Here is a 20,673-nt window from a genome sequence, read left to right on the forward strand (position 1 = left end):
TTATTTTAAGTGTCGCAGTTCTCCTGAAAGCCACTTTATGTAATTTCGCTCCGTCCTGCGCACACCTATTGCCCGCTCGCACAGAGCCTTTGCCTGCACCCTGTTGCGCAGCCATCGCTCCCGGTGCCAGTGGCGCAGGAGATAGTATGGCTGCTCGTCAAGCATCTCAGCAGGCAGGCGGGCCACAGCCCAAATGTCGCAGGCTTTTTCTCCGTGCGGAACGCCGTCGCTTCCCTGCAAAAGATGCGTCAGCTCGTGCGCAATGGTCATGCGGCCGACGTTTGGCTGCAGCGAAATTTGCTTTGGAGTTGTCCATCCCCGCGCCGTGCCTAAAAGCCGCATTCCTTTTCGGATGTAGCCGCATTTTATGTCGTGTTCTGCAAGCTCGGGAAACAATCCATAGACTTTTAGTACCCGCTCTTGAAACTCGCCGGAAAACTTGGCCTCTGCTACCCGCGTGAACCTGAGCAAGCCTAGGCTTTGGCCCAGAACCCCGGCCTTCTTTCGTATATCCTGCCTTCGCGGTTGAACTTGCTTATCTGCGACCTTGCCTCCTCGTCGGTGAACCTGCCTGTTTTCACAAGCTCGGCCACGAGGTTCTTGTCCTCAACCTCGTTGTTGTCCGGGCCGGACAGGCCGTTGAACACCTCCATGAACAGTTTCTGCTTTGACACCTCGCTCTGCGGCTTGCCGTACAGGACGCCGACGTCCATCTTGCCGGTGTTGACGTCAACTCCGGCGGTCTTTAGCATCTGGTCGACAAGGTAAATCGCGCGCTTGGCGTCGTCTGCGTCCACCCTGTCCTTGAGAAGCAGCCTTGCGCGAGCGGTGGCAAGCCTTACCAGACCTTCAAGCTGCCTCGGAGTGACCGTGATCATGCCCTCCGACTCGGCTTTTCTCATGTCCATGTAGTAGCTTCTGATGATGTCTATGGCCTCAGAGGTGAGCCCCGGCTCTATGCGCTTTGCGTACGTCAAATACTTTGAAAACAGGTCGATGTCAATTGCGGGCTTGGCCGCGTGCGTAACGTCCTTGTGGATTTCAAGTATGTGGCTTGCAATCAGGTTGTCCTTGTCTTTTTCCGGTATGTCCCGGACTATGAATATCAGGTCAAACCTTGTCAACAGCGGCACAGGCAGGTTCACGTTTTCCGTGATGTTCTTGTACGGGTCGTACTTGCCGTACATCGGGTTTGCGGCTGAAAGTATCGACGTCCTTGCGTTCAGCGTTGCAACGATACCACCCTTTGCGACCGAGCAGGTCTGCTGCTCCATAACCTCGTGCAGCGCCGAGCGGTCTTCGGGCTTTATCTTGTCAAACTCGTCGATGCATACGAGGCCCTGGTCGCCCAAAACGACTGCGCCTGCCTCAAGCATCATTATCCCGGACTTGTCTCGGATAACAGCAGCTGTGAGTCCGGCAGCGGTAGAACCTCTGCCCGACGTATACAGTCCTCTGGGAGCGATTTTTGCGGCAAACTTTAACATCTCTGATTTTGCAGTTCCAGGATCCCCGACAAGGAGCACGTTGATGTCTCCCCTGCGGGTCGAGCCGTCTTCCAGTTTTTTGGTGACAGAGCCGACTATCAAAAGCAGAATGGATTCTTTGATGACTTCCTGCCCGTAGATGTGCGGCGCAAAAGACGCGACCAGTTTTTCATAGGCGTCAGGCTTGCTGCCTATAGTCTGTATCTGGCGTTCATCTTCGGTGCTTATCGCTATCCTTTCCACCGTACGGGTGTCCTTACTCCCCGCCCTGCCTCCCAGGTACTCGATGTTGTTTCCTTCCATGCGCAGGCGGAAGAGGCTGGTCTTGGCCTGCGGAGCCATCTGCTCCTGCTCGATGCGTATGATGCCTGTCAGCATTATCCTGTCGCCGGGCCTGCACTGGTCCACGAGGTCGCCCATCACGGTGACTTCGACATAGTGCGGCAGCTGCCCTGCGGGCAAATCTTCTGGAAGCTCTTGCAGGCGCACCATCTGGAAGTCGATGAATATGCTGTTTTCCGGGTCCATGTCGAGTTCTTTTTCGCCGCACGCAATGCATTTTGAAGGCTTTTTCAGCACGAGGCCCTTTAGCGTCGCTTCAGTGACGGCGTTGCAGTTTGTGCACTTGTAGGCCACCTTTTTTGCAAGCGGCTTGACCTCAGACGAGCGCACGACCATCCCAGACACGCTCACGAGTTTGTCGATAAGGTCGGCGTTTATGTCCCGGAGCCCTTTCTGGACCGTATAGTTGCCTATCCTGACCTTTATCCTGTCGTGGATTTCCTGCTCGTAGTCGTGGTGTATCTCGCGCAGGATTGCAAGCGCGGCTTCATTGAACGCCCCAAGCATCTCGTCAGGCTTGTGCGTCAGCTGCTTTGCCAGGTCGGGGTTGTACGAGTCAAAGTCGATGTAGTCGACTACAAGCGACTGGGCGCCGGACGCCATCATGTTGTTTATGCGATCGAAATAGCGGTAGTTACCTTCCCTGTCCTTGAACGCCTGCAGGAACTCTTTGAGGTTGTCTGCAAGAGCGGCAGACGTTGCCTGCTGTTGCTCAGCCAAACTTTTTCAAAACACCTCTCTTGAATTTCGTCGACGCCTCGTGTATGGTGCGGTACAGCTCTTTTTCCTCCGCCGCCAGCCTTCCTTCCAGCTCTGCCGACAGGGGCGAAGCGGCTGCAAGTTTCACGATCTTTTCAAGCCGCGACGCGACAAACGTGTTTAGCGATACCGCCAGATTTTCGCGCTCTCGCTCCCTCAGCGTGTCAAGGTGGTCGTTTACCCGCACGTAAAAGTCAATGTCGATGCCCGACAGGTCGTGCGGCCTTGCAATGCGCTCTCTGTTCAGGGTCCTTGAAATATAGCCGGCGATGTCGTTTGACTGGATCTCTATTGCGCCCTGCTCTGAAAGGATCTTTGCTACCCAGCGCGGAAGCGAAGACATGTCGCCCTCTTTGGCGTCGATTGCCACTGCGCCCACTGCCAGCTTGACGTCCCGCTTGTAGGATATCCGAACTTCCTCGTTCATGTAGCCGACGTGGTAGGCGTCCTGTATAGCTTCAATCCTGCTGTCGGCGGCTGGCGAATCGGCCATGTTGGCAAATTGTAAAAGCTGGTGTTCAGTTATATCTTTTGTTAGAACGATTTTAGCTGAGCTCTCAGCTAGCTTGCGCGAGCTCTTGTAAGACAAGCTTTTTTCTCGCAGGCAAGAGCAGCAATCTATTAATCCTTTGCAGGGGCTGAAAAGGGCTGTTTGTCAGTAACAACAAAAAAGAGCGACCTTGCCAACCTGATGTGGACAGAGAAATACAGGCCGCAAAAGCTGGATGAAGTTGTCGATCAAAAGGACATTATCAAGGGCATTTCAAACCTCATCAAAGGACGCGATCTTCCGCACATGCTGTTTTCCGGTCCTGCCGGCGTGGGCAAGACCACAGCCGCGCTCTGTATAGTAAAGGAACTGTTTGGAGAAAGCTGGAGGGACAACGTGCTCCAGCTCAACGCGTCTGACGAGCGTGGCATAAAGATGGTGCGCGAAAAAGTCAAAGAGTTTACGAGGTGGGGCTCCCCAACAGGCGAGCAAGAAACAAAAGAGCTCTTCAAGATAATAATCCTGGACGAGGCCGACGAGATGACGTCAGAGGCGCAGACTGCTCTGCGCAGGATGATGGAAGACGGCGCAAGGACGACGCGCTTTATCATTATTTGCAACTATTTGTCGCAGATAATCGAGCCCATACAGAGCAGGTGCGTCGTTTTCAGGTTCACGCGCCTGCCAAGGGAAGCCGTGCTTGAGCACATGGAAGAGATTGCCAAAAAAGAAGGGGCGAAGTATGACGAAAAGGCACTTGTACACATCTACGACGCCACCGGAGGTGACATGCGCCACTCGATAAACATCATGCAGGCAGCCGCAGGCATGGGCGCGATAAACTCTGCCAACGTGACTTCTGCCATAGGGCTTTCAGGCAGGTCCAAGGTGGGCGACGTGGTAAAGCTTGCCCTTGCCGGCAAGTTCAACGAGGCCCGCGCAAAACTGCTGGAACTGACGCAGGTGTACGGCATGTCTGAAGGTGACTTTATGAAGTATGCAAGCCAGGAGGCGTACGAAATGAAGCTGGAAAACCCCGGCGAGTTTGCAGAGATTATGGCAGAATACGACTATAGGCTTGCATCGGGCGCGCACCCCGAGATACAGATGGCCGCGCTCTTGGCGCAGCTGGGAAAACTTGGCGGCAGCAGTAGCAGTAGCAAGAAAGATTAGTTATTAGTACTCTTCCTCAAACTCTTCGCCCGACTCTTCTTCCTCTACTTCCTCAAAGTCCTCTTCAAGTTCCTCGCGCTCTTCTGCGCTCTTGTATGGAAGGTCGGCCTCGCCGAGTGCACCGCAGACAGGGCATTTGAACTCTATTGTCTGGCCCTCCAGGTCGAGAGGGAACTCCTTCTGGAATACCTCGTCGCACTTTGAGCACACTAGCGTAGTCTGTATGTTGTCCTGGCTGAACTTGTGTGCCTGCACCCGGAAAGAAGTATTGGCCAATATTCGACTTGGTATTGGATAGCTGCTTTTTTATAAGCGTTCTCGTCCTCGTCTCTGTTCGCCTGTACAGGAAGGCAGGTCAGCATGGACTTACCAGATAAGGTTGCAATGACGTACTTGGTAAGTTATTACTACTGTAGTTAAATATCCTGGCTCCCATTATAATGGCAGATATGACAATTAGAACCGTCAAGAAAATAGTAAACAGCGTCGCAACAATGGAAGGCGAAGGCTTTCTCGTCCACAGGTCGTTTCCCACCAACGCATTGATGCAGTTTGACCCGTTCCTGCTCCTTGACGAGATGGGTCCAAAGGAGTACGGGCCGGGAGAGGCCAAGGGCGCGCCGGACCACCCCCACCGGGGCTTTGAGACTGTCACCTACATGCTTGAAGGAAAGTTTCAGCACAAGGACTCTAACGGCAACTCGGGCCGGCTTGGACCCGGCGACGTGCAGTGGATGACTGCAGGAGCAGGCGTGGTGCACTCGGAAATGCCGGAAGAAGAGTTCGCAGACGCAGGAGGGCGCCTGCACGGGTTCCAGCTGTGGGTCAACCTGCCAAAACGCGACAAGATGGCCAAGCCCCGCTACCAGGACATTTCTGCGTCAAAAATACCTGTCGCAAGTACAGAAGGTACAAGCGTGCGCGTCATAGCAGGTGAGGCGCTTGGCAAAAAGGCAGTTATTGATACGCACACGCCCATAGTGTACCTGCATTACACGTTAAAGCCGGGCGCCAGGGTCGAGCAGGAGGTGCCCCGCGACTATAACGTGTTTGCGTACGTGGTCGAAGGCGAGGGCGAATTTGGAGAGAAAGAAAAGAAGAAGAAGGCAAAGCGCGGCCAGATGGCGATATTTGAGCGCGACGGCGACAGCGTGTCGATAGCTGCTCCAAAGGACGCGGCGTCGGACCTGAGCGTGCTTTTGATAGGCGGAGTCCCGCTCGGCGAGCCAGTTGCCCGGTACGGGCCGTTTGTCATGAACACGCAGGACGAAATCTATCAGACCATAGAAGACTATCGTGAAGGGAGGTTTGGCAGGATCGGCGTTTAGGCGGGGCGGGCCTTCTTCAAGGCCTGCTCGGCGTCCTGCTCGCCTTTCCGTATCAGTTTCCGTATAGTCGCTATTGAAAAGTCGGCATCTTCAAATATGAAAGGGATGTCCTCCTTGCGCTCAATTTTTACCACGTTTTCGATTATTGCGCCTCGCTCGCGGGCAACGCGGTGGTACTTTTTCTCTATCTCCAGGAACTTTTCCTTCTTGGCGTCGTCAAGCGGCATGTCGCTGATGAACTCGTACATGTCACGCAAGAGCTCCAGGTAGCGCTTGACCGCCTTTGACATCTTGATGTTGTGATCGGTCCTGTCGGTATACATGATGTCCCTTGCCCTGTGCAGCGAGTCCATCATGCTCTCAGGCAGCCTCTCCGCGTATTTCGGGAACAGGTTGACGATGTAGACGCGCTTGTCGTTTCTTGGCGAGACGTCTATCACCTCGCGCAGCGGCGTGTTGCTCATCATGCTTCCATCCCACAGGTAGCGGCCGTCTACCTTTGTCCACGATATGCCGTAAAACGGATAGCCGGCGCAGGCAATCAGGTGATCCGCAGACAGGCGCTCGCTATGGCTGTCAAACACCACAGATTCGCTCTTTTTTATGTCCGTGGCGGTGACTACCAGGCGCGGTATCGAGTTGTTTTTGTTGTCGGATGCAAGTTTTTCAAAGTCGATGTAGTTCTTTAGCGTGGATTTCAAGGGTTCCAGGTCGTACAGGTGCGTCGAGTTTGGCATAAAAGGCCACGCTGGCGCAAACATTTTCGCGTTTCCGTACGTGGCGCTGTACATCCACGCGGCCACGCTGCGCGCCTTGTCTGAAAGCGTAACAGGAGTCACGTACTCGGCGATGTGCAGCCAGAAATCCTCAAGGTCTTTTGCAGGTTGGCCGCTTTTTGAGCCGGCTATAATGCCGGCGTTGATGGCGCCAATCGACGTGCCGGCGACAATGTCGAATTTTATGCCGTGGCGTTCAAGCACCTTGTACACGCCGCATTCGTATGCGCCAAGCGAGCCCCCGCCCTGCATGACAAGAACGGTTTCAAACTGGATCTTGTGTATTCCTTCTTCACTTTTCATGTGTGTATGCGGTGTATTAATTCGCGTTTTGCACTTTTAAGGGCTTGCGGCCTCTGTTCCAAGAAAAACCGACTATTGATGCCAAGGTGGACACAAGTATTATTACTTTAATCCGATACCGCGGGATTGATTGTGAAAAGGCCAGTTCTTCTGATGATTATTGGTGCTGTTCTGATAACAGGAGGTGTGGCAATAGGTGGAGTAACAGGATGGCTCATAGAGAAGTCAATGCTTGCTGGCCTGCCGGATGTCGCAACCCAAAATACGTTAGGACCCGGTGAAAACATTACACGAACTATCATGGCCAAAACTGGCGAGTCGTTCACTGTCATCGCAAGAACTCCATCACCAAGTCATACAATTGCAACAATTGTTTATGGCCCTGATGGCAAAATCGTGCTTCAGTCTCAGGGACAGGAAGCAAATCCAGTTTTAGCAATCAAAGACGGGCCTCATGTAGTTACAGTAAGAAATGAAGGGTCAGAGCCGGTCACTACAACACTTCTGGTTTTCAGAGTCGGAGTGTTTAGTGATAATAGCGTCGAGTTTAGCCCATTTCTCAAGCAGGTGTTTTCATTCTTGGGGTACATTGTTTTGGCAGGTGTTCTGGTTCTCGCAGGGATCATAGTTCTGATTATTGGAGCGGTCAAGTACTTTAGAGAGCGGAAAAGGCCAGCCGTCGGTGTTTGAACGCCCGGGAATAGACTAACTTTATCATCTCCTGAGAAAATCAGAAAAAGAACTGGCATGGTTAAGGGAAGGTCATGTGACGGCGGGATTCCATGAGATCCTGATTGGGATAAAGCAATTGCTTGATGATCCAAAGTATGTCATGATTGATTTGATGATGCAAGCAAGGCGGAGGCTTTTCGCATAGCCCTGCGCGATCTGTGGCGTCAGGCCGAGGAGCAAAAAATCATGCAGAACCCACGAGCAAGGATTGTCGAGGCAGTAGAGGCCAAAGAGTACTAGCAGCAAGTTTGAGAGCGTCTTATTTTCTTGTTGCTACAGAGAGCTCGCCTAGTGGTCTTCGATGTCAATGTCGGCTCTTTTGCTGCCCGTCGCCGGCCTGTCAAGGTCTGCGCGCGACTTTCTTGCTGACTCGATTGCCTTTTTGCGCCTTGGCTGCAGCCATAGCACGTATATCGACCCTGCGAGGTAGACTGCAAGCAGCGCCACCTGCGCCACCACGGTCTCCAAGGTCGGGTGTATGCCAGTCATTGCTGCAAGGTTGATGTCAAGGCGCGGTATAGTCCCTATCAGGTGCGTGGTCTCTATCAGGCCTATTTCCTGGAACTCGCGAATCGCATTGCCCATGAACGCGATTGACATGTACGCGCCCACGCCCATAGTGAGCCCAAAGAGCACGCGCAGCGGGAGCTTTTTGCCCAGCTTGCGCACAAGAAACGTCACGCCGATTATGATGCCAAGGCCTATTGCCAGGCCGGCGGCCACGTAAAACTCCATGTATTTTGCGTACGAAAGCATCGCCTGGTAAAACAGCACAGTCTCAAAGCCCTCTCGGTACACGGTAAAGAAGGAGAGCATGACAAAGACCATGACGCTTCCAGTTGTCGTCGCTTTCCACACCTTGGCCTTGACAAACTCGATCCATTTCTTTGTCTCGACCTTGTTGAGTATCCAGAAGCTGACCCAGAACAGCACGGCCACAGCAGAGATGCCGGCCACCGCCTCTATGATGGAGGCGTTTGCGCCAGAGATCTCGATAAGGAACTGGGCGGCAAACCACGTGGCCGCAGTGCCGGCAAACGCAAGGACGATGCCGTAATAGACGTGCTTTTTAAAGCGCTCGTTCCTTGACGCTTCAAGATAAGTGAGGATGGCGCCAACAATGAGCGCAGACTCGAGCCCTTCGCGGAATATTATGGAAAACGACGTTGAAAACGCTATTGCCGGGGCAAGCGAGCCGGTTCCTGTCACCAGTCGCTCGGACTCGTCAAGGCCCTTTCTTATCTCTACCACCTTTGCCGCAACCTGCTCGTACGGAGCGCCTGCCTGCATTTGGTTGCGCAGTTCGGCAAACTTGATCTCCATTTCAAGCGTGAAATCAGGGTTTATCGGCCGTAGCGGGATCTCGATGTTTTCATAGCTGTCAAGGTAGGCCGAGCGCGACGCCTGGATAGCGCCCTGCGCATCGCCGTCGCGGTATATCTTTAGCGTTTCGTCAAGCTTGACCCTTATCTTGTCGATGTTCTGGCGCACCTCCTCCTTGGCAGTGTCGGCCGCGTCGCCCCGCTCCTTTATCGGGCCCTTGTATGCGCCAAAGCCCTGGCTCAGCTCGTCAATGCTGACAAAAGAAGAGCCCGAGCCTGCTGCCTGAGCAGAATAGCCGGGGTCGTTCTTGAGCAGGCCCTCGGCGGTTTGCAGGTTGGCGAGGATGGCGTTTACGTGATCTTGAATGGCCGAAGGCGCCTCGCGGGCCTGGATCTTTTCGCGCAGCTGCACCCTCATCTGCTGCTCTATCGTAGTCATCAGCTTGGCGTCATGCTTTTCAATCGGTGCCTCCAGAAACTCGAAATTGTCAAGGTACGCGGTTATCCCGTCCTGCTCGGCCTGCTTGTAGTTGCCGGCCTGCACCCCGCTTACCACCTTTGCCAAGAGATCGCGAATAGTTGTAAAGTACTGGGCATAGCCGCCCGAGCCCTCGCTTTCAGACAGGTTTTCTGCAAGGTCCCGCTCTATTGCGGCCTGGAGCTTGGCCACCGAGTCGACGTCGGCCTTTTGCGCCATTGCGGATTTCATGTCTGAAAAGAACGACTCGATCTCTTGCTGCCTTGACTCTTCCATCGAGCCGGACACCAACTGGTATTTTGCATATGCAGCGTCAACCAGGCCGCCTGCGCTCTGGTAGTCTTGCTGCCTGTAGGACTGCACCGCGTCGCGCAAGAGAAACGCCGACACCTGCGACACTGCATCCTCGTCAGAAGCCCTGCCTGTTTTTGCGGCAAGTGAATCAAGCAGAACACCTATCTGCGATGCCTGCCCCTTTGCCTGCTCTGCCGAAAGTGTGCCGTCCTTTATCTGAAAAGCATAGTCGGTCAGCGCGGACTCGAGCTTTCCTGTAGAGCCGGCGTCAAGCGCGCTCAGCTGCGCTTTGACGGATGGAAATACGGTGGTATGAGAGATAAATGCGTGAGAAAAGGCGCCGTCCCTGTCGCCGGATTGCAGGAGGTTTTCTGCGAGGTTGACCTGCGTCCTGATGCGCTCCAGATTGACCAAGACGACCATCGCTGTAGCGTCAGAATTGCTGCCAGCAGTCTGCGCAAGGGCAGGCCGTACGGCTGCAGCTACAATAAGCAGAGCGAGCAATGCAGAGACAACGACGAAATTCTTGGTTTCCATTGTATTACCAACCATCAACTACTGCTGCAGCCATCGCGCGTCAACGACATCACAATTATTAGGCTTACCTAATTCATCACTATATTTAAACCATCTTTGCGGGTACTGTTAACTTGTCGTTTGCCAAATGGATATTTGAAACACAAGTCTAGCCGATGCCAAATTACCAGTACCCTAATTAAATACATTATATTAACATCTAATGCATCTTTTTTATAGATATGAAACCATTATATCTTTTAATAATTCTGGCAGTGTCAGCATCTTTCATCAGCGGTATTGGTTTTGCCATGTTAATGTCATCATCTTACATATCAAATGAACCACCAAACCATGTTGTTATGGCTGATCAAATTGATAATAACACGTTCATCCCTCAAGATAACGGTACTGTTTTTGCAGCTGTCAACCCGAATACAAACCGGATCTATGTAGCAAATGAAGTCAGCCATACTGTATCTGTCGTAGATGGAAACAACAACAAAAAGATTGCAAGCATACCGGTTGGCGCATATCCAAAAATAGCTGTCAACCCAGTCACAAACCGAATCTATGTTACAGAACAACATATGGTTAACAACATACAACAAAATGGTACAATATCTGTCATAGATGGAAACAATAACTACACAAAGATTGCAAGCATAGAGGTTGACGTGAATCCTTCTGGAATAGCTGTCAACCCGAATACAAACAAGATCTATGTGACACACCACCATATTGAAATAAATGGCAAACGGCAAAATGGTACAGTAACTGTAATAGACGGAAATGATAACACAAAGATTGCAACCATACAGGTTGGCGAAAATCCTTTTGGAATAGCCGTTAACCCGAATACAAACCGAATCTATGTTACTAACTATATAGATGGCACCGTCTCTGTGATTGATGGTAATAGTAACAAAGTCATAGGCAAGCCAATCAAATTAGATTTTGGTGCTGAAGGAATAGCAGTTAATCCTCTTGCAAATAAGATCTATGTCGCTAATGGAATAACTGCCACCATATATGTCATAGATGGTGGTGATACTGGAAGCAAAGTGGATGAGATTCGGAAACTATTTGCCTGGAACGTAGCTGTCAATCCAGTCACAAACAAGATCTATGTGCCAAGCTATTTCTTTAACAATCTTTCAGTAGTAGACGGCAAGTATGATAACGTAATGACAGTTATTCCAATAGGAATGTATCCTGACTAAGATGATCGAAGAGCGTAGAGTAAATGCAGAAGAAAGGGACACTCGTATTTTTGCAGCAAAAGCCTGTAATCGACTAAAGAACATACTTTGGACTTTTGACGGTCAGTATATTGTGGTATACACTTGAACTTACAAGTCATCCAACGAAAGTGTCACCGCCAAGAAAAACGCGACCGATCTGACGATACAAGTTAGTTATACCAGTGCTTCTTTGTGAGTAAAAAAGCGAGAGAAAGAGAAAAGGAGAAAGATTTGCAGAGGCTTTTAACGGGAAGCCATCGCAATTCTTTCTTGCTCGTTCTTTTTCTTGACGGCGTGGCTGGCCATGTCGTTGTTTGAGGCCAGAATTATCTCTTTTGCCAGCGCCTCTTCAATCGTCTGCGGGTTTCCGTACGTGGATTCCCTGACGCCCTCTGCGATGAAGCGGAGCGCAAGGTCGACCCTGCGAAGCGGCGCAACATCTACCGACACGTGGTAGACCACACCACCGTACACGATGCGGGTCGTGTCCTCGTTTGGAGACGAGTTCTCGATAGCGCGAACGAGAAGTTCCACGGGGTTCTTGCCCGTTTCAAGGTAGATGATGTCAAAGGCGGTGCGGACCATGTTGAGGGCGCGAGCCTTTTTGCCTCCCATCCTGCCCGTGTTCTTGGCGTATTTCTTGCCAAAGTGCATCATCTTGTTTGCAAGCCTCTCGACAATGTTGACGTCGGCCTTTTTCAGGCGCTGGTGCTCGTGCCTTCCAAAGGTGTTCGGAAGGACTGCAGGCTTTAGCGAAATTGCCGTCTTTAGGCCGGGGTCGTTTATCTCGATCTCCTTGGTCTCCCACTTGTTGAAAAGCGTGATAGTTACCTGCTCTTTTCCACTCATCTTCTTGGCTTCTCCTTTCTTCCGTATACAAGCTCTTTAAGGGAAACGCCGTTTACCTTGAACACCTGCCACCTGACACCGGGGATGTCGCCCATTGCGCCACCCATGGAACCACCGATGCCCTCAACCATGACCTCGTCGTGCTCGTCGACAAAGTTGAGAGCGCCGTCCCTTGGGAGGAAGGCGGTGACGGACTTGCCGTTCTTTATCAGCTGCACCCTGACGCACTTGCGCACGGCAGAGTTTGGCTGCTTTGACTCGATGCCTACTTTTTCCAGCACAATGCCCCTTGCCTGCGGCGCGCCCTCTAGAGGGTTTGCCTTCTTGTCAAGCATAAGCATACGTCTCTTGTAATACTTGTCTGCCCACCTGCCGCGGCTCTTTTTCGTTCTGAGCACGCCGCCGGCAAACAATCCTAGTGGAGATTTACCCATTATTCATATTCACCCTGTTGTTTGTCGTTATCTGCTGTTCAGGACTTACGATCAGGACACTGGATATATTGAAGTATCGCTTTGCCAAAAGCCTGGCCTTCTCGGCGTTTCTGCCTTCCCGGCCGACCACTGCGCCCTTTTTCTTGGCGTCGACGGTGACTACGGCCTGCTTGCTTCCATCCATCCTTTCGGATATGCGCACGTCTGACACCATGTCGGCGTTGAGCATGTTGCGGATGAACTCGGCAGGGTCTTCAGAGAACTCGACGAGCTCGACCTTGCGGCCCACGACCTGCTGCAGCTGCTTTATGGTGGCGCCACCCTTGCCGATGGCAAGGCCCATCTGGCCCTTGTTCACGACAAATATGACGCGGTCCATCTTGTCGTCAACTATGCAGTCGCGCGCCGACGCGCTTGTCACGCTTCCAAAAAGCGATATCAAGCGCAGCTCGTCAGAGGTCAGCTTTATCTCCGTCATATTCAGATTGTCCCTCTAGCGTAGAGCCTTTTTCCTTCTTCAGCAGCAGACGACAAATACAATTTGAGCACTGTCCCGAAGTTCAATTTAAGTCTTGGCGCCTCGTGGTAGAACAAAAGTAGTGATGATGAAAAGATACGAGGAGGAGAGAAAAAAGAGAGATCACTTGCCCTTCTTTTCTTCGTCAGCCATCACGGCCTTGACTTCGGCGTCGGTTGCGCCCTTGATGGCAATTGCCGTTATGCGGAAGGGCTTGTTGCAGAGCTTGCCCAGCTGCACCGAGTTGCCGTCAAACTCGTAGATGGCAACTCCGGCAGACTTGGCCTGCTCGTCAAGTTTTGCCCTGTCGCCTGCGTCAAGCGACTTTGAAACAATCACCAGTTTTGAGCTCTTGGCCGACTGGAGGACTTCTTTTACCCCACTCTTGTACTTGTTGGCCGCTACTGCGTCTTTGATCACTTTATCTATTGTCTTCATTATTATTTTATTCCTCTTTACCTTCCTTGACCTTCATGTAGAGGTCAACCATTCCGGTGCCGACGGGTACTGTGGCACCTACTATAACGTTTTCTGTCACGCCCCGCAGGGTCTCCACCTGCCCTTCAAGCGAAGCCCTTGCGATTGTCGGGACCGTGATTTCAAACGCCGCCCTTGCAAGCACCGACGTCTTTGTACCGGCGATACCATGGCGACCGATCTGCTGCAGGTAGCCCTTTGAGGTCATCAGGTCTGCGACCAGCATGATGTGGCGGACGTCGACTTCAAGACCCTGCTCCTCAAGCGTGTTTGTGATCTCCTTGACAAGCGCGGTCCTTGCCGCCTCGATGCCAAGCGTCTGCCATATCTCGTAGACGTTGTTGGTGGCAATCCTTGAAGTGTCCACGCCGTCGACGAGCACGACCTTGGCAAGGTTGGAGCCGGCAGTCTGTATGACCCATTCCTCATCCTGCTTTACAATCGTGACGCGCTCGATGTCCGGCACGCCCTTTACCCTTGTGTTTAAGAGCTTGTTCTTGAGCGTCAGGAGCGTCTGCGCATCAGGCTCATCCGGGACTGTAACCTTGATGGAGCGCTTGCCTTCGTTCATCTTGACTTCGTACTTTTTCTTGGTGCCTTCAAGAACTGCGTTAGCCTCTTCGAGGGTGCAGCCCCGTTCGGCAAGCTTGGCTTCGGAGAAGTAGAACGTGAGCACGCCGGAGTAGTCTGTCTCGGATTTCTCGATGAGGTCGCCTACCTGCGTAAAGAGGATCTCGCGTGCGACTTCAAGCGCCTTTTCGCGCGAGCCGCGGTGAGCCTCGTCAAGGTAGATGTCCATCGTAGGCGTCACTGGCTTTTTGCGTGCGTCGACAAGCTCGATGAGCCTTGGCAGGCCGAGCGTGACGTTGCGCTCCTTGACTCCTGCAAAGTGGAACGTCCTGAGGGTCATCTGGGTTCCCGGCTCGCCTATCGACTGCGCGGTAACGACGCCGATGGCTTCTCCCGGCTCTGCAAGCGCCCTGTCGACCAGGTCGACCACCTTTCTCATGACCTTCTCGACGCCTTCCCTGCTGAGCTTGTTCTCAAGCAGAGCCTTTTCCAAGCTGGCGCGCATCCTCGGGTTGAGGCTGGCGCCGTGCTCTTCGATTATCTTCTTTATCGCTTCTTCTGTAGCCTTGCGGCCCTCGTCGACAATGGCCTCCGCTTCGATGAGCCTTGAAATGTTGACCGCTTCTCCGTGGTCGCTCTTTGCAGGGTCGATTCCGTCCTCGCCGTACAGGTACTGGACTATGTTGCCGTGCGGGTCCCTCACGGTCTGGTCGTACTCTATCTTCAGGTGCTCCAGTGCGTTGATGAGCCTTCTCTGCATGTAGCCGGACTGCTGGGTCCTGACCGCAGTGTCGACAAGGCCCTCGCGCCCGCCCATCGCGTGGAAAAAGAACTCCAGCGGGCTCAGGCCGTCGCGGTAGTTGGACTTGACAAAGCCCCTCGCATCAGGGCTTGTCTCGTTTGGAATATAGTGCGGCAGGGCACGGTTGCGGTAGCCCTTCTGGATGCGCTTGCCACGGATTGACTGCTGGCCAAGCGCTGCAGTCATCTGGCCGATGTTGAGAGTCGAGCCTCTTGCGCCGGTGGAAGCCATGATTATTCCAGAGTTGTTGTCAGGAAATGCCCTGTCTGCTGTCCTGCCTGCGCGGTCGCGGGCGCGTGACAGCTCGTTGACCACGTATAGTTCCAGCGCCTCTTCTGCGGATAGACCCCTTGTGAGCGGGAGCGAGCCATCGCGGTACTGCTGTATCAGCTCGTGGACCTTGTCGTAGGTCTTTTGGATGATGTCAGAGATCTCCTGCCTCGTCTCCGGCGACAGCCAGAGGTCCGAGTAGCCGTACGTGAACCCGCGGTGCGTGATGTACGTCTTTAGCATTATCAGGATGGAGTCGAGGAACTTGCGTGCGACGTCGGTGCCATAGTCTTTTGCTATCCTGTGCAGGACAGAGTCCGGCTCTTCTGCGCCAATCGACGCCTTGTCGATTACGCCGGAGATGAGCTGTCCGTTCTTTATCACCACGTCCCTGCCCTCCCCCTTGGCGGCCTTGTTCCACTTGCTTGTGATGACAAAGTTAAAGTCCTTTGGCAGGAACAGCGAGAATAGCTGGCGCCCACTGTACAGCTTTTGCCCGTCCTTTGTTGCCACTGCCGGCTCTGGGAGCGGGCCCCTGTAGCCTCCGACAAGCGCCAGGTTTGCAAACTCGTCGCGGGTGAGCACCGTTTCGTCGCGTGTGAGCATAAAGGCGCCCGTGATAAAGTCGCGGATTCCCCCGATGATGGGACCGCCGTACCTTGGCGATATGAGCTGGTCCTGCACGCGCATCAAAAGCGTTGCTTCGGCTCGCGCTTCTTCGCTCTGCGGGACGTGGAGGTTCATCTCGTCTCCGTCAAAGTCGGCGTTGTAAGGCGGGCACACTGCGGGGTGCAACCTGAACGTGCGGTACGGGAGCACCACCACAGAGTGCGCCATTATTGACATCCTGTGGAGCGACGGCTGGCGGTTGAAAATGACAATGTCGCCGTCTGACAGGTGGCGCTCGACGATGTAGCCGGGTGCTAGCGAGTCGGCTATTGTCTTTCTGTCGGTGACGTAGTCGAGCCTTATCTTGACGCCGTCCGGCCTGATGATATAGTTGGCGCCGGGGTAGGTGTTGGGGCCGTTTGTCACAAGCGCCTTTAATTTTTCAAGGTTCCACTGCGACACTGTTTCAGGGATTGTCAGTTTCTTGGCGACGTCGGTCGGCACGCCCACGTTTGATATCGTAAGGTTTGGGTCCGGCGAAATGACGGTCCTGCTGGAAAAGTCGACGCGCTTGCCGGAAAGCGAGCCACGGAAGCGGCCTTCCTTTCCCTTCAACCTTTGCGTCAGCGTCTTTAGCGGCCTGCCCGACCTGTGGTGGGCCTGCGGGATGCCGGACACTTCGTTGTCAAAGTATGTCGTGACGTGGTACTGCAGGAGGTCTACAAGGTCCTGCACGATGAGCGGCGGAGTCCCGGCCTCCTTGCTCTCCTTGAGGCGCTGGTTGACGCGTATGATGTCGACCAGCTTGTGCGTCAGGTCGTCCTCTGACCTGATGCCCGTTTCAAGGATAATGGAAGGCCTGACAGTGACGGGTGGCACTGGCAGCACCTGCAGCACGAACCACTCTGGCCTTGCAGTCGTCGGGTCATAGCCGAGAAGCATCAAGTCTTCGTCTGGCACGTGGCTCAGGCGCTCGCGGATAGTGATTGGAAGCAGCCTGTTCTCGCCTGCCTCCGTCCTTTCCACGAATATCGTCGGCTTTGTGAATATCAGGTCGTATTGTTCTTTGCCGCAGTGCGGGCACGACTTGACCTTCTTGGCCTTTTCGATTATCTCGTCGCGAATGTTTTCAAGCGTTATAACAGCATAGGGCGCCTTGCTCTCGCGGATTGCCTTGTAGTGTGCCAGTTCCTCGGGATCGAGCTTTATCCTGTTGCACGACCTGCACGTCGTCAGCAACAGCTTGTGCACGTCGTCTACAAAGGCGATGTGTAGCACTGGCTCGGCAAGCTCGATGTGCCCAAAGTGCCCGGGGCACTTGGCAGAGGTGTTGCCGCACGTGGCGCACTTTTGCCCCGGCTCCAGAGTCCCCAGCCTGTTGTCCATCAGGCCTCCCTGCACCGGCATTCCGTCTTCGTCGTACGTCTCTGGCGCCGTGACCTCTGCGACTGAGAACTTGCGCACCTCGGTAGGCGACCAGACGCTGAACTTGATTCCACCGAGAATCTTGGCTGATTCTTCCATCATTGTCATATCTCCTCCTCTTTTACACCTTCTCCTTGGCTATCAGCCTGGGAGCGACGTTGAGGCTCATCATCTCCTGCAACAAGAGCTTGAACGCGTACGCGATCACTACTGACGAGATCTTGGCCTTTTCTCCGCACACGCGGCAGACGTATCTGCGCTGCTTGACGTCATAATACGCCAGCAGTCCACATCTTTCGCAGACGTTGACCTCTGCCTTGTCTGACTCTTCAAGCAAGCGGTCCTTGAGCATCATGGACGCGCCGTACGCGATGAGGCAGTCGCGCTCCATCTCTCCGAACCTGAGACCTCCGCCACGCGCACGACCTTCTGTCGGCTGCTTTGTCAGCATCTGAACCTGCCCGCGGGCGCGGCTGTGTATCTTGTCTGCGACCATGTGGTGCAGTTTTTGATAGTAGACGACTCCGACATAGACGTCTGCAGGGAAGCGCCTGCCCGTCCTGCCGTCGTACATCACTTCCTTGCCCGTGTACTTGAAGCCGTACTGCTCCATTGCGCCCTTGATGTCGTCCAGTTTCTCTCCAAGGAACGCCGAGCCGTCTGCGATCTTGCCCCGGAGCGACGCCGCCTTTCCGCCAAGCGACTCCATGAACATGCCGACGGTCATCCTTGATGGGAACGCGTGCGGGTTGATCATGACGTCAGGCACAAGGCCGTCCTCGGTGTACGGGACATCTTCCTGATTTACCAGCATACCTACCACACCCTTTTGGCCGTGCCTTGAGGCAAACTTGTCGCCGATTTCAGGAATGCGCATGTCGCGGACTCTGATCTTGTACATCTTGCCGCCCTCTACCGACTGGGTGATGATGACAGTGTCGACCACCCCGTTTTCAGACGGCCTGACGCCCACTGAAGTGTCGCGCCTGTACGGGCCCTTGACCTCAAACTCTTTGTATTCCTCCATGAACCTTGGAGGCGAAGTCCTTCCGATCAGAATGTCGCCTCCGTTGACCACGGCCTCGTGCATGATTGCACCGTCTGCTTCAAGCAGGCGGTACGCCTTTTCGCCACGGTAGCCCCGGATGTTGGCGTCGGCCTGCGGGAGCTCAAACGTGTCCTTCATGCCGCCCGGATACTGCTTTGCTTCTGCTTCGTATATCCTGTAAAAGAACGTCCTGCCAAGCCCGCGGTCGACAGAGGACTTGTTGAACACCACTGCGTCCTCGATGTTATAGCCTTCAAACGGAAGCACAGCGACGACGCAGTTCTGGCCCGTCGGGCGGTCTTCAAGTCCAAGCAGGTTTATCGCTTTTGTAGAGACAACAGGTATCTGCGGGTACAGCATAAAGTGCTGGCGCACGTAGGTGCTTGCGTTCATCAGAGGAGTAGAGAACCCAAGCGACTGCTTGGCCATCGCGCTTTCATACGTGTTTCTTGGCGACTGGTTGTGCTCTGGGTACGGGATGATTGATGCGCCGACCCCAAGGATTGCGGAGGGGAATATCTCCAGGTGCGTGTGCTTGCCTGCCTCTACCTTCTTGGGCTCCATCGCCACGTACGAGTTTTCTTCCTCGTTTGCGTCTACGAGCTCGATGACTCCCATGTAGAGCAGGTCCATCCACGACAGGAACTTTTTGGACACCTTTTCGATTATCTCCATCGTGACAAGGGGCTTGCCGTCCTTTAGCACGACTAGCGGGCGCATGACCCTGCCGGCGTTGCAGCTGATGTACAATCTCTTTGTCGCGTTCTCGTTTTGCGAGCTGTACAGGTAGATGCCGACGTGCGGGTGAACCTTGCCGGATCTCCTCATGTTCCTGAGCGTCTCTGCAAGGACGTCGCCCTTTTCCACGTAGCCGATGAGCCGGCCGTCGACGAAAACCCTCGTGCCTGCAGCGCGGAGTTTCTCGTTTGCCTCGTCCACGTTCTGGACTCCAAGTTCATAGAGCTTTTCCGTGACTTCGGCAGAAAGCACGTTTACGGAAATGATTGCAGAAAGCGCGAGGTTCTTGACCAGTCCACAGTTAGAGCCTTCAGGGGTCTCTGCGGGGCATATCCTGCCAAAGTGCGTTGCGTGCAGGTCGCGTGCCTCAAAGTTGGGCTGGCTCCTTGACAGCGGGGATTGTATCCTGCGCAGGTGGCTGATTGTCGACATGTAGTTTGTCCTGTCCAGCAGCTGCGTCACGCCGACGCGGCCACGGCCCCAGTTGCCCGTTGCGATGGCGTTGTTCAATTTGTCAGAGACGATGCCCGGCCTCACTGCTGCTGCAACGGCGTTGATGCCGCGCTTTTGCCCGGAGCGCTCTAGCTGGTATTTCATGTCGCGGATAAGGTTGCGGAATGCGGTGCGGAACAGGTCTGCGAGCATCTGGCCTGCGAACTTTATCACTTTGTTGCCATAGTGGTCCTTGTCGTCGGCCTCTATCCAGCCAAGTTTCAGTTCAATAAGTTTGCTTGCGGCCTCGCCTAGGAACAGCGCCTTTTCGTGCCTGTTCTCGGGGTTCTTGCCAATGTGCGGGAGAAGTCCCCAGTCAAGCAATGTCTCGGCGCGCTTTATCTGGAACTCTTCAAGCATACCAGGCGCAATCCTCTTTGAGATGTAGACGATTGCGTCGCGGCTTGACGCCACGTCGCCGGCCTTTTCAAACGAGGGCTCCAGTTCGTCCTGTATCTGCTCGTTGAGCGAGACAGAGTCGGCAATGTCCTTGTCTGCCTCCAGGCCGAGGGCGCGGATTAGCGTGATGAGCGGTATGTCGACAGGCGAGCCCGGTATCTTGGTCACAATCGAGCCGTCGGGGCGCATGATGAGCTCCAATTTCGCACGATAGCCGACTATGGACGAGTAGACTTTGGCCTTGTACAAGAGCGTGCCTGTTGTTTCCTCGGTGTCGACGATTATTTTGTTGTACGACAGGTCTTCAAGTCCCACGATGACGCGCTCTGATCCGTTGATGACAAAGTATCCGCCGGGGTCGCGTGGGTCCTCGCCGTATTCGACCAGCTTGACCTCTGGCAGGTTGTGCAGGATGCACGTGTTGGACTTAACCATCACAGGCATGTCGCCGATGTGGATAAAGCGCGATTCAAGTATCTTGCCATCTTCGACGACGGAGCACTCTAGCATTATCGGAGAAGCGTACGTCAGGTTGCGCAGGCGCGCCTCCATCGGAGCGACGTGCGTGATAGAGCCGTCAAGCTCCATTATCCTTGGCTGCTGCAACTTGACTTTGCCAAGTTTTATCTTGTACGGGTATTCGGCGGTTTCAATTTCAATCTCGCCTACTTCGTCGATAATGCTCTGCAGTCCGCGCTCCATAAACTCGTTATAAGAGTTCAGGTGCTGGCGCGCGACTCCTTCCCTTCTCAAAATGTCATTAATAATTGGCCACATCTCGATAGAATTCTCTATCATA

16 protein-coding genes are annotated in these 20,673 nt (G+C 53.8%); 4 read left to right on the forward strand and 12 right to left on the reverse strand.

The features are described from left to right. Genes NTE_RS12350 through gins23 form a run of 3 tightly spaced genes read right to left on the reverse strand, consistent with a single transcriptional unit; the run spans position 1 to position 3,081 of the window. A complete protein-coding gene (locus tag NTE_RS12350) occupies positions 1-471 on the reverse strand; it encodes a hypothetical protein (RefSeq protein WP_148701291.1) in 471 nt (156 codons plus the stop codon). A 2-nt stretch (positions 472-473) separates the two neighbouring features. Then, positions 474-2,549 carry a minichromosome maintenance protein MCM gene (locus tag NTE_RS12355; RefSeq protein WP_148701292.1) on the reverse strand — a complete coding sequence of 692 codons (2,076 nt, stop codon included), beginning with the start codon at positions 2,547-2,549 and terminating at the stop codon, positions 474-476. Continuing rightward, the gene (gene gins23, locus NTE_RS12360) at positions 2,542-3,081 is read right to left on the reverse strand and encodes a DNA replication protein Gins23 (protein ID WP_148701293.1); all 540 of its coding nucleotides are present in this window, start codon (positions 3,079-3,081) and stop codon (positions 2,542-2,544) included. The genes NTE_RS12355 and gins23 overlap by 8 nt, the downstream gene beginning before the upstream one ends. A gap of 159 nt (positions 3,082-3,240) precedes the next feature. Here gins23 and NTE_RS12365 point away from each other — a divergent pair, with 159 nt between their 5' ends. Beyond that, positions 3,241-4,251 carry a replication factor C small subunit gene (locus NTE_RS12365; RefSeq protein WP_226986999.1) on the forward strand — a complete coding sequence of 337 codons (1,011 nt, stop codon included), beginning with the start codon at positions 3,241-3,243 and terminating at the stop codon, positions 4,249-4,251. Between the two features lie 3 nt (positions 4,252-4,254). Here the strand turns inward: NTE_RS12365 and NTE_RS12370 are convergent, their stop codons facing one another. Beyond that, complete coding sequence (locus NTE_RS12370) at positions 4,255-4,527, reverse strand: hypothetical protein (RefSeq protein WP_148701294.1); 273 nt, start codon at positions 4,525-4,527, stop codon at positions 4,255-4,257. 173 nt (positions 4,528-4,700) lie between these two features. On the opposite strand from NTE_RS12370, the gene NTE_RS12375 reads away from it, so the two are divergent. Next, positions 4,701-5,579, forward strand: a complete 879-nt coding sequence (locus NTE_RS12375) for a pirin family protein (RefSeq protein ID WP_148701295.1) — start codon at positions 4,701-4,703, stop codon at positions 5,577-5,579. Here the strand turns inward: NTE_RS12375 and NTE_RS12380 are convergent. After that, positions 5,576-6,658, reverse strand: a complete 1,083-nt coding sequence (locus NTE_RS12380; protein ID WP_148701296.1) for a patatin-like phospholipase family protein — start codon at positions 6,656-6,658, stop codon at positions 5,576-5,578. The two genes, NTE_RS12375 and NTE_RS12380, sit on opposite strands and share 4 nt — an antisense overlap. 126 nt (positions 6,659-6,784) lie before the next feature. Between NTE_RS12380 and NTE_RS12385 the strand changes: the two genes are divergently transcribed. After that, entirely contained in the window at positions 6,785-7,348 is a 564-nt protein-coding gene (locus NTE_RS12385; protein ID WP_158385541.1) for a hypothetical protein, read from the forward strand. A gap of 330 nt (positions 7,349-7,678) precedes the next feature. Here NTE_RS12385 and NTE_RS12390 read toward each other — a convergent pair whose 3' ends face one another. Next, complete coding sequence (locus NTE_RS12390; protein ID WP_148701298.1) at positions 7,679-10,036, reverse strand: FTR1 family iron permease; 2,358 nt, start codon at positions 10,034-10,036, stop codon at positions 7,679-7,681. Between the two features lie 206 nt (positions 10,037-10,242). Here NTE_RS12390 and NTE_RS12395 point away from each other — a divergent pair, with 206 nt between their 5' ends. Continuing rightward, positions 10,243-11,223 (forward strand): YncE family protein, encoded by a 981-nt coding sequence (locus NTE_RS12395; RefSeq protein ID WP_148701299.1) that lies wholly within the window; start codon positions 10,243-10,245, stop codon positions 11,221-11,223. A 264-nt stretch (positions 11,224-11,487) separates the two neighbouring features. On the opposite strand, the gene NTE_RS12400 is transcribed toward NTE_RS12395, so the two are convergent. The 6 genes from NTE_RS12400 to NTE_RS12425 form a co-directional block, all read right to left on the reverse strand. Next, positions 11,488-12,093 (reverse strand): 30S ribosomal protein S7, encoded by a 606-nt coding sequence (locus NTE_RS12400; RefSeq protein ID WP_148701300.1) that lies wholly within the window; start codon positions 12,091-12,093, stop codon positions 11,488-11,490. After that, complete coding sequence (locus NTE_RS12405; RefSeq protein ID WP_148701301.1) at positions 12,090-12,527, reverse strand: 30S ribosomal protein S12; 438 nt, start codon at positions 12,525-12,527, stop codon at positions 12,090-12,092. Before NTE_RS12405 ends, NTE_RS12400 begins: the two co-directional genes overlap by 4 nt. After that, positions 12,520-13,005, reverse strand: coding sequence for a NusA-like transcription termination signal-binding factor (locus tag NTE_RS12410; RefSeq protein WP_148701302.1), 486 nt, complete (start codon positions 13,003-13,005; stop codon positions 12,520-12,522). Before NTE_RS12410 ends, NTE_RS12405 begins: the two co-directional genes overlap by 8 nt. 162 nt (positions 13,006-13,167) lie before the next feature. Beyond that, complete coding sequence (locus NTE_RS12415; protein WP_148701303.1) at positions 13,168-13,482, reverse strand: ribosomal L7Ae/L30e/S12e/Gadd45 family protein; 315 nt, start codon at positions 13,480-13,482, stop codon at positions 13,168-13,170. 7 nt (positions 13,483-13,489) lie between these two features. Continuing rightward, complete coding sequence (locus NTE_RS12420) at positions 13,490-17,299, reverse strand: DNA-directed RNA polymerase subunit A' (protein ID WP_148701304.1); 3,810 nt, start codon at positions 17,297-17,299, stop codon at positions 13,490-13,492. A gap of 19 nt (positions 17,300-17,318) precedes the next feature. Beyond that, the gene (locus NTE_RS12425; protein WP_148701305.1) at positions 17,319-20,672 is read right to left on the reverse strand and encodes a DNA-directed RNA polymerase subunit B; all 3,354 of its coding nucleotides are present in this window, start codon (positions 20,670-20,672) and stop codon (positions 17,319-17,321) included. Position 20,673: the final 1 nt, after the last annotated feature.

The sequence above is a fragment of the Candidatus Nitrososphaera evergladensis SR1 genome, from assembly GCF_000730285.1.
GTDB lineage: Archaea > Thermoproteota > Nitrososphaeria > Nitrososphaerales > Nitrososphaeraceae > Nitrososphaera > Nitrososphaera evergladensis.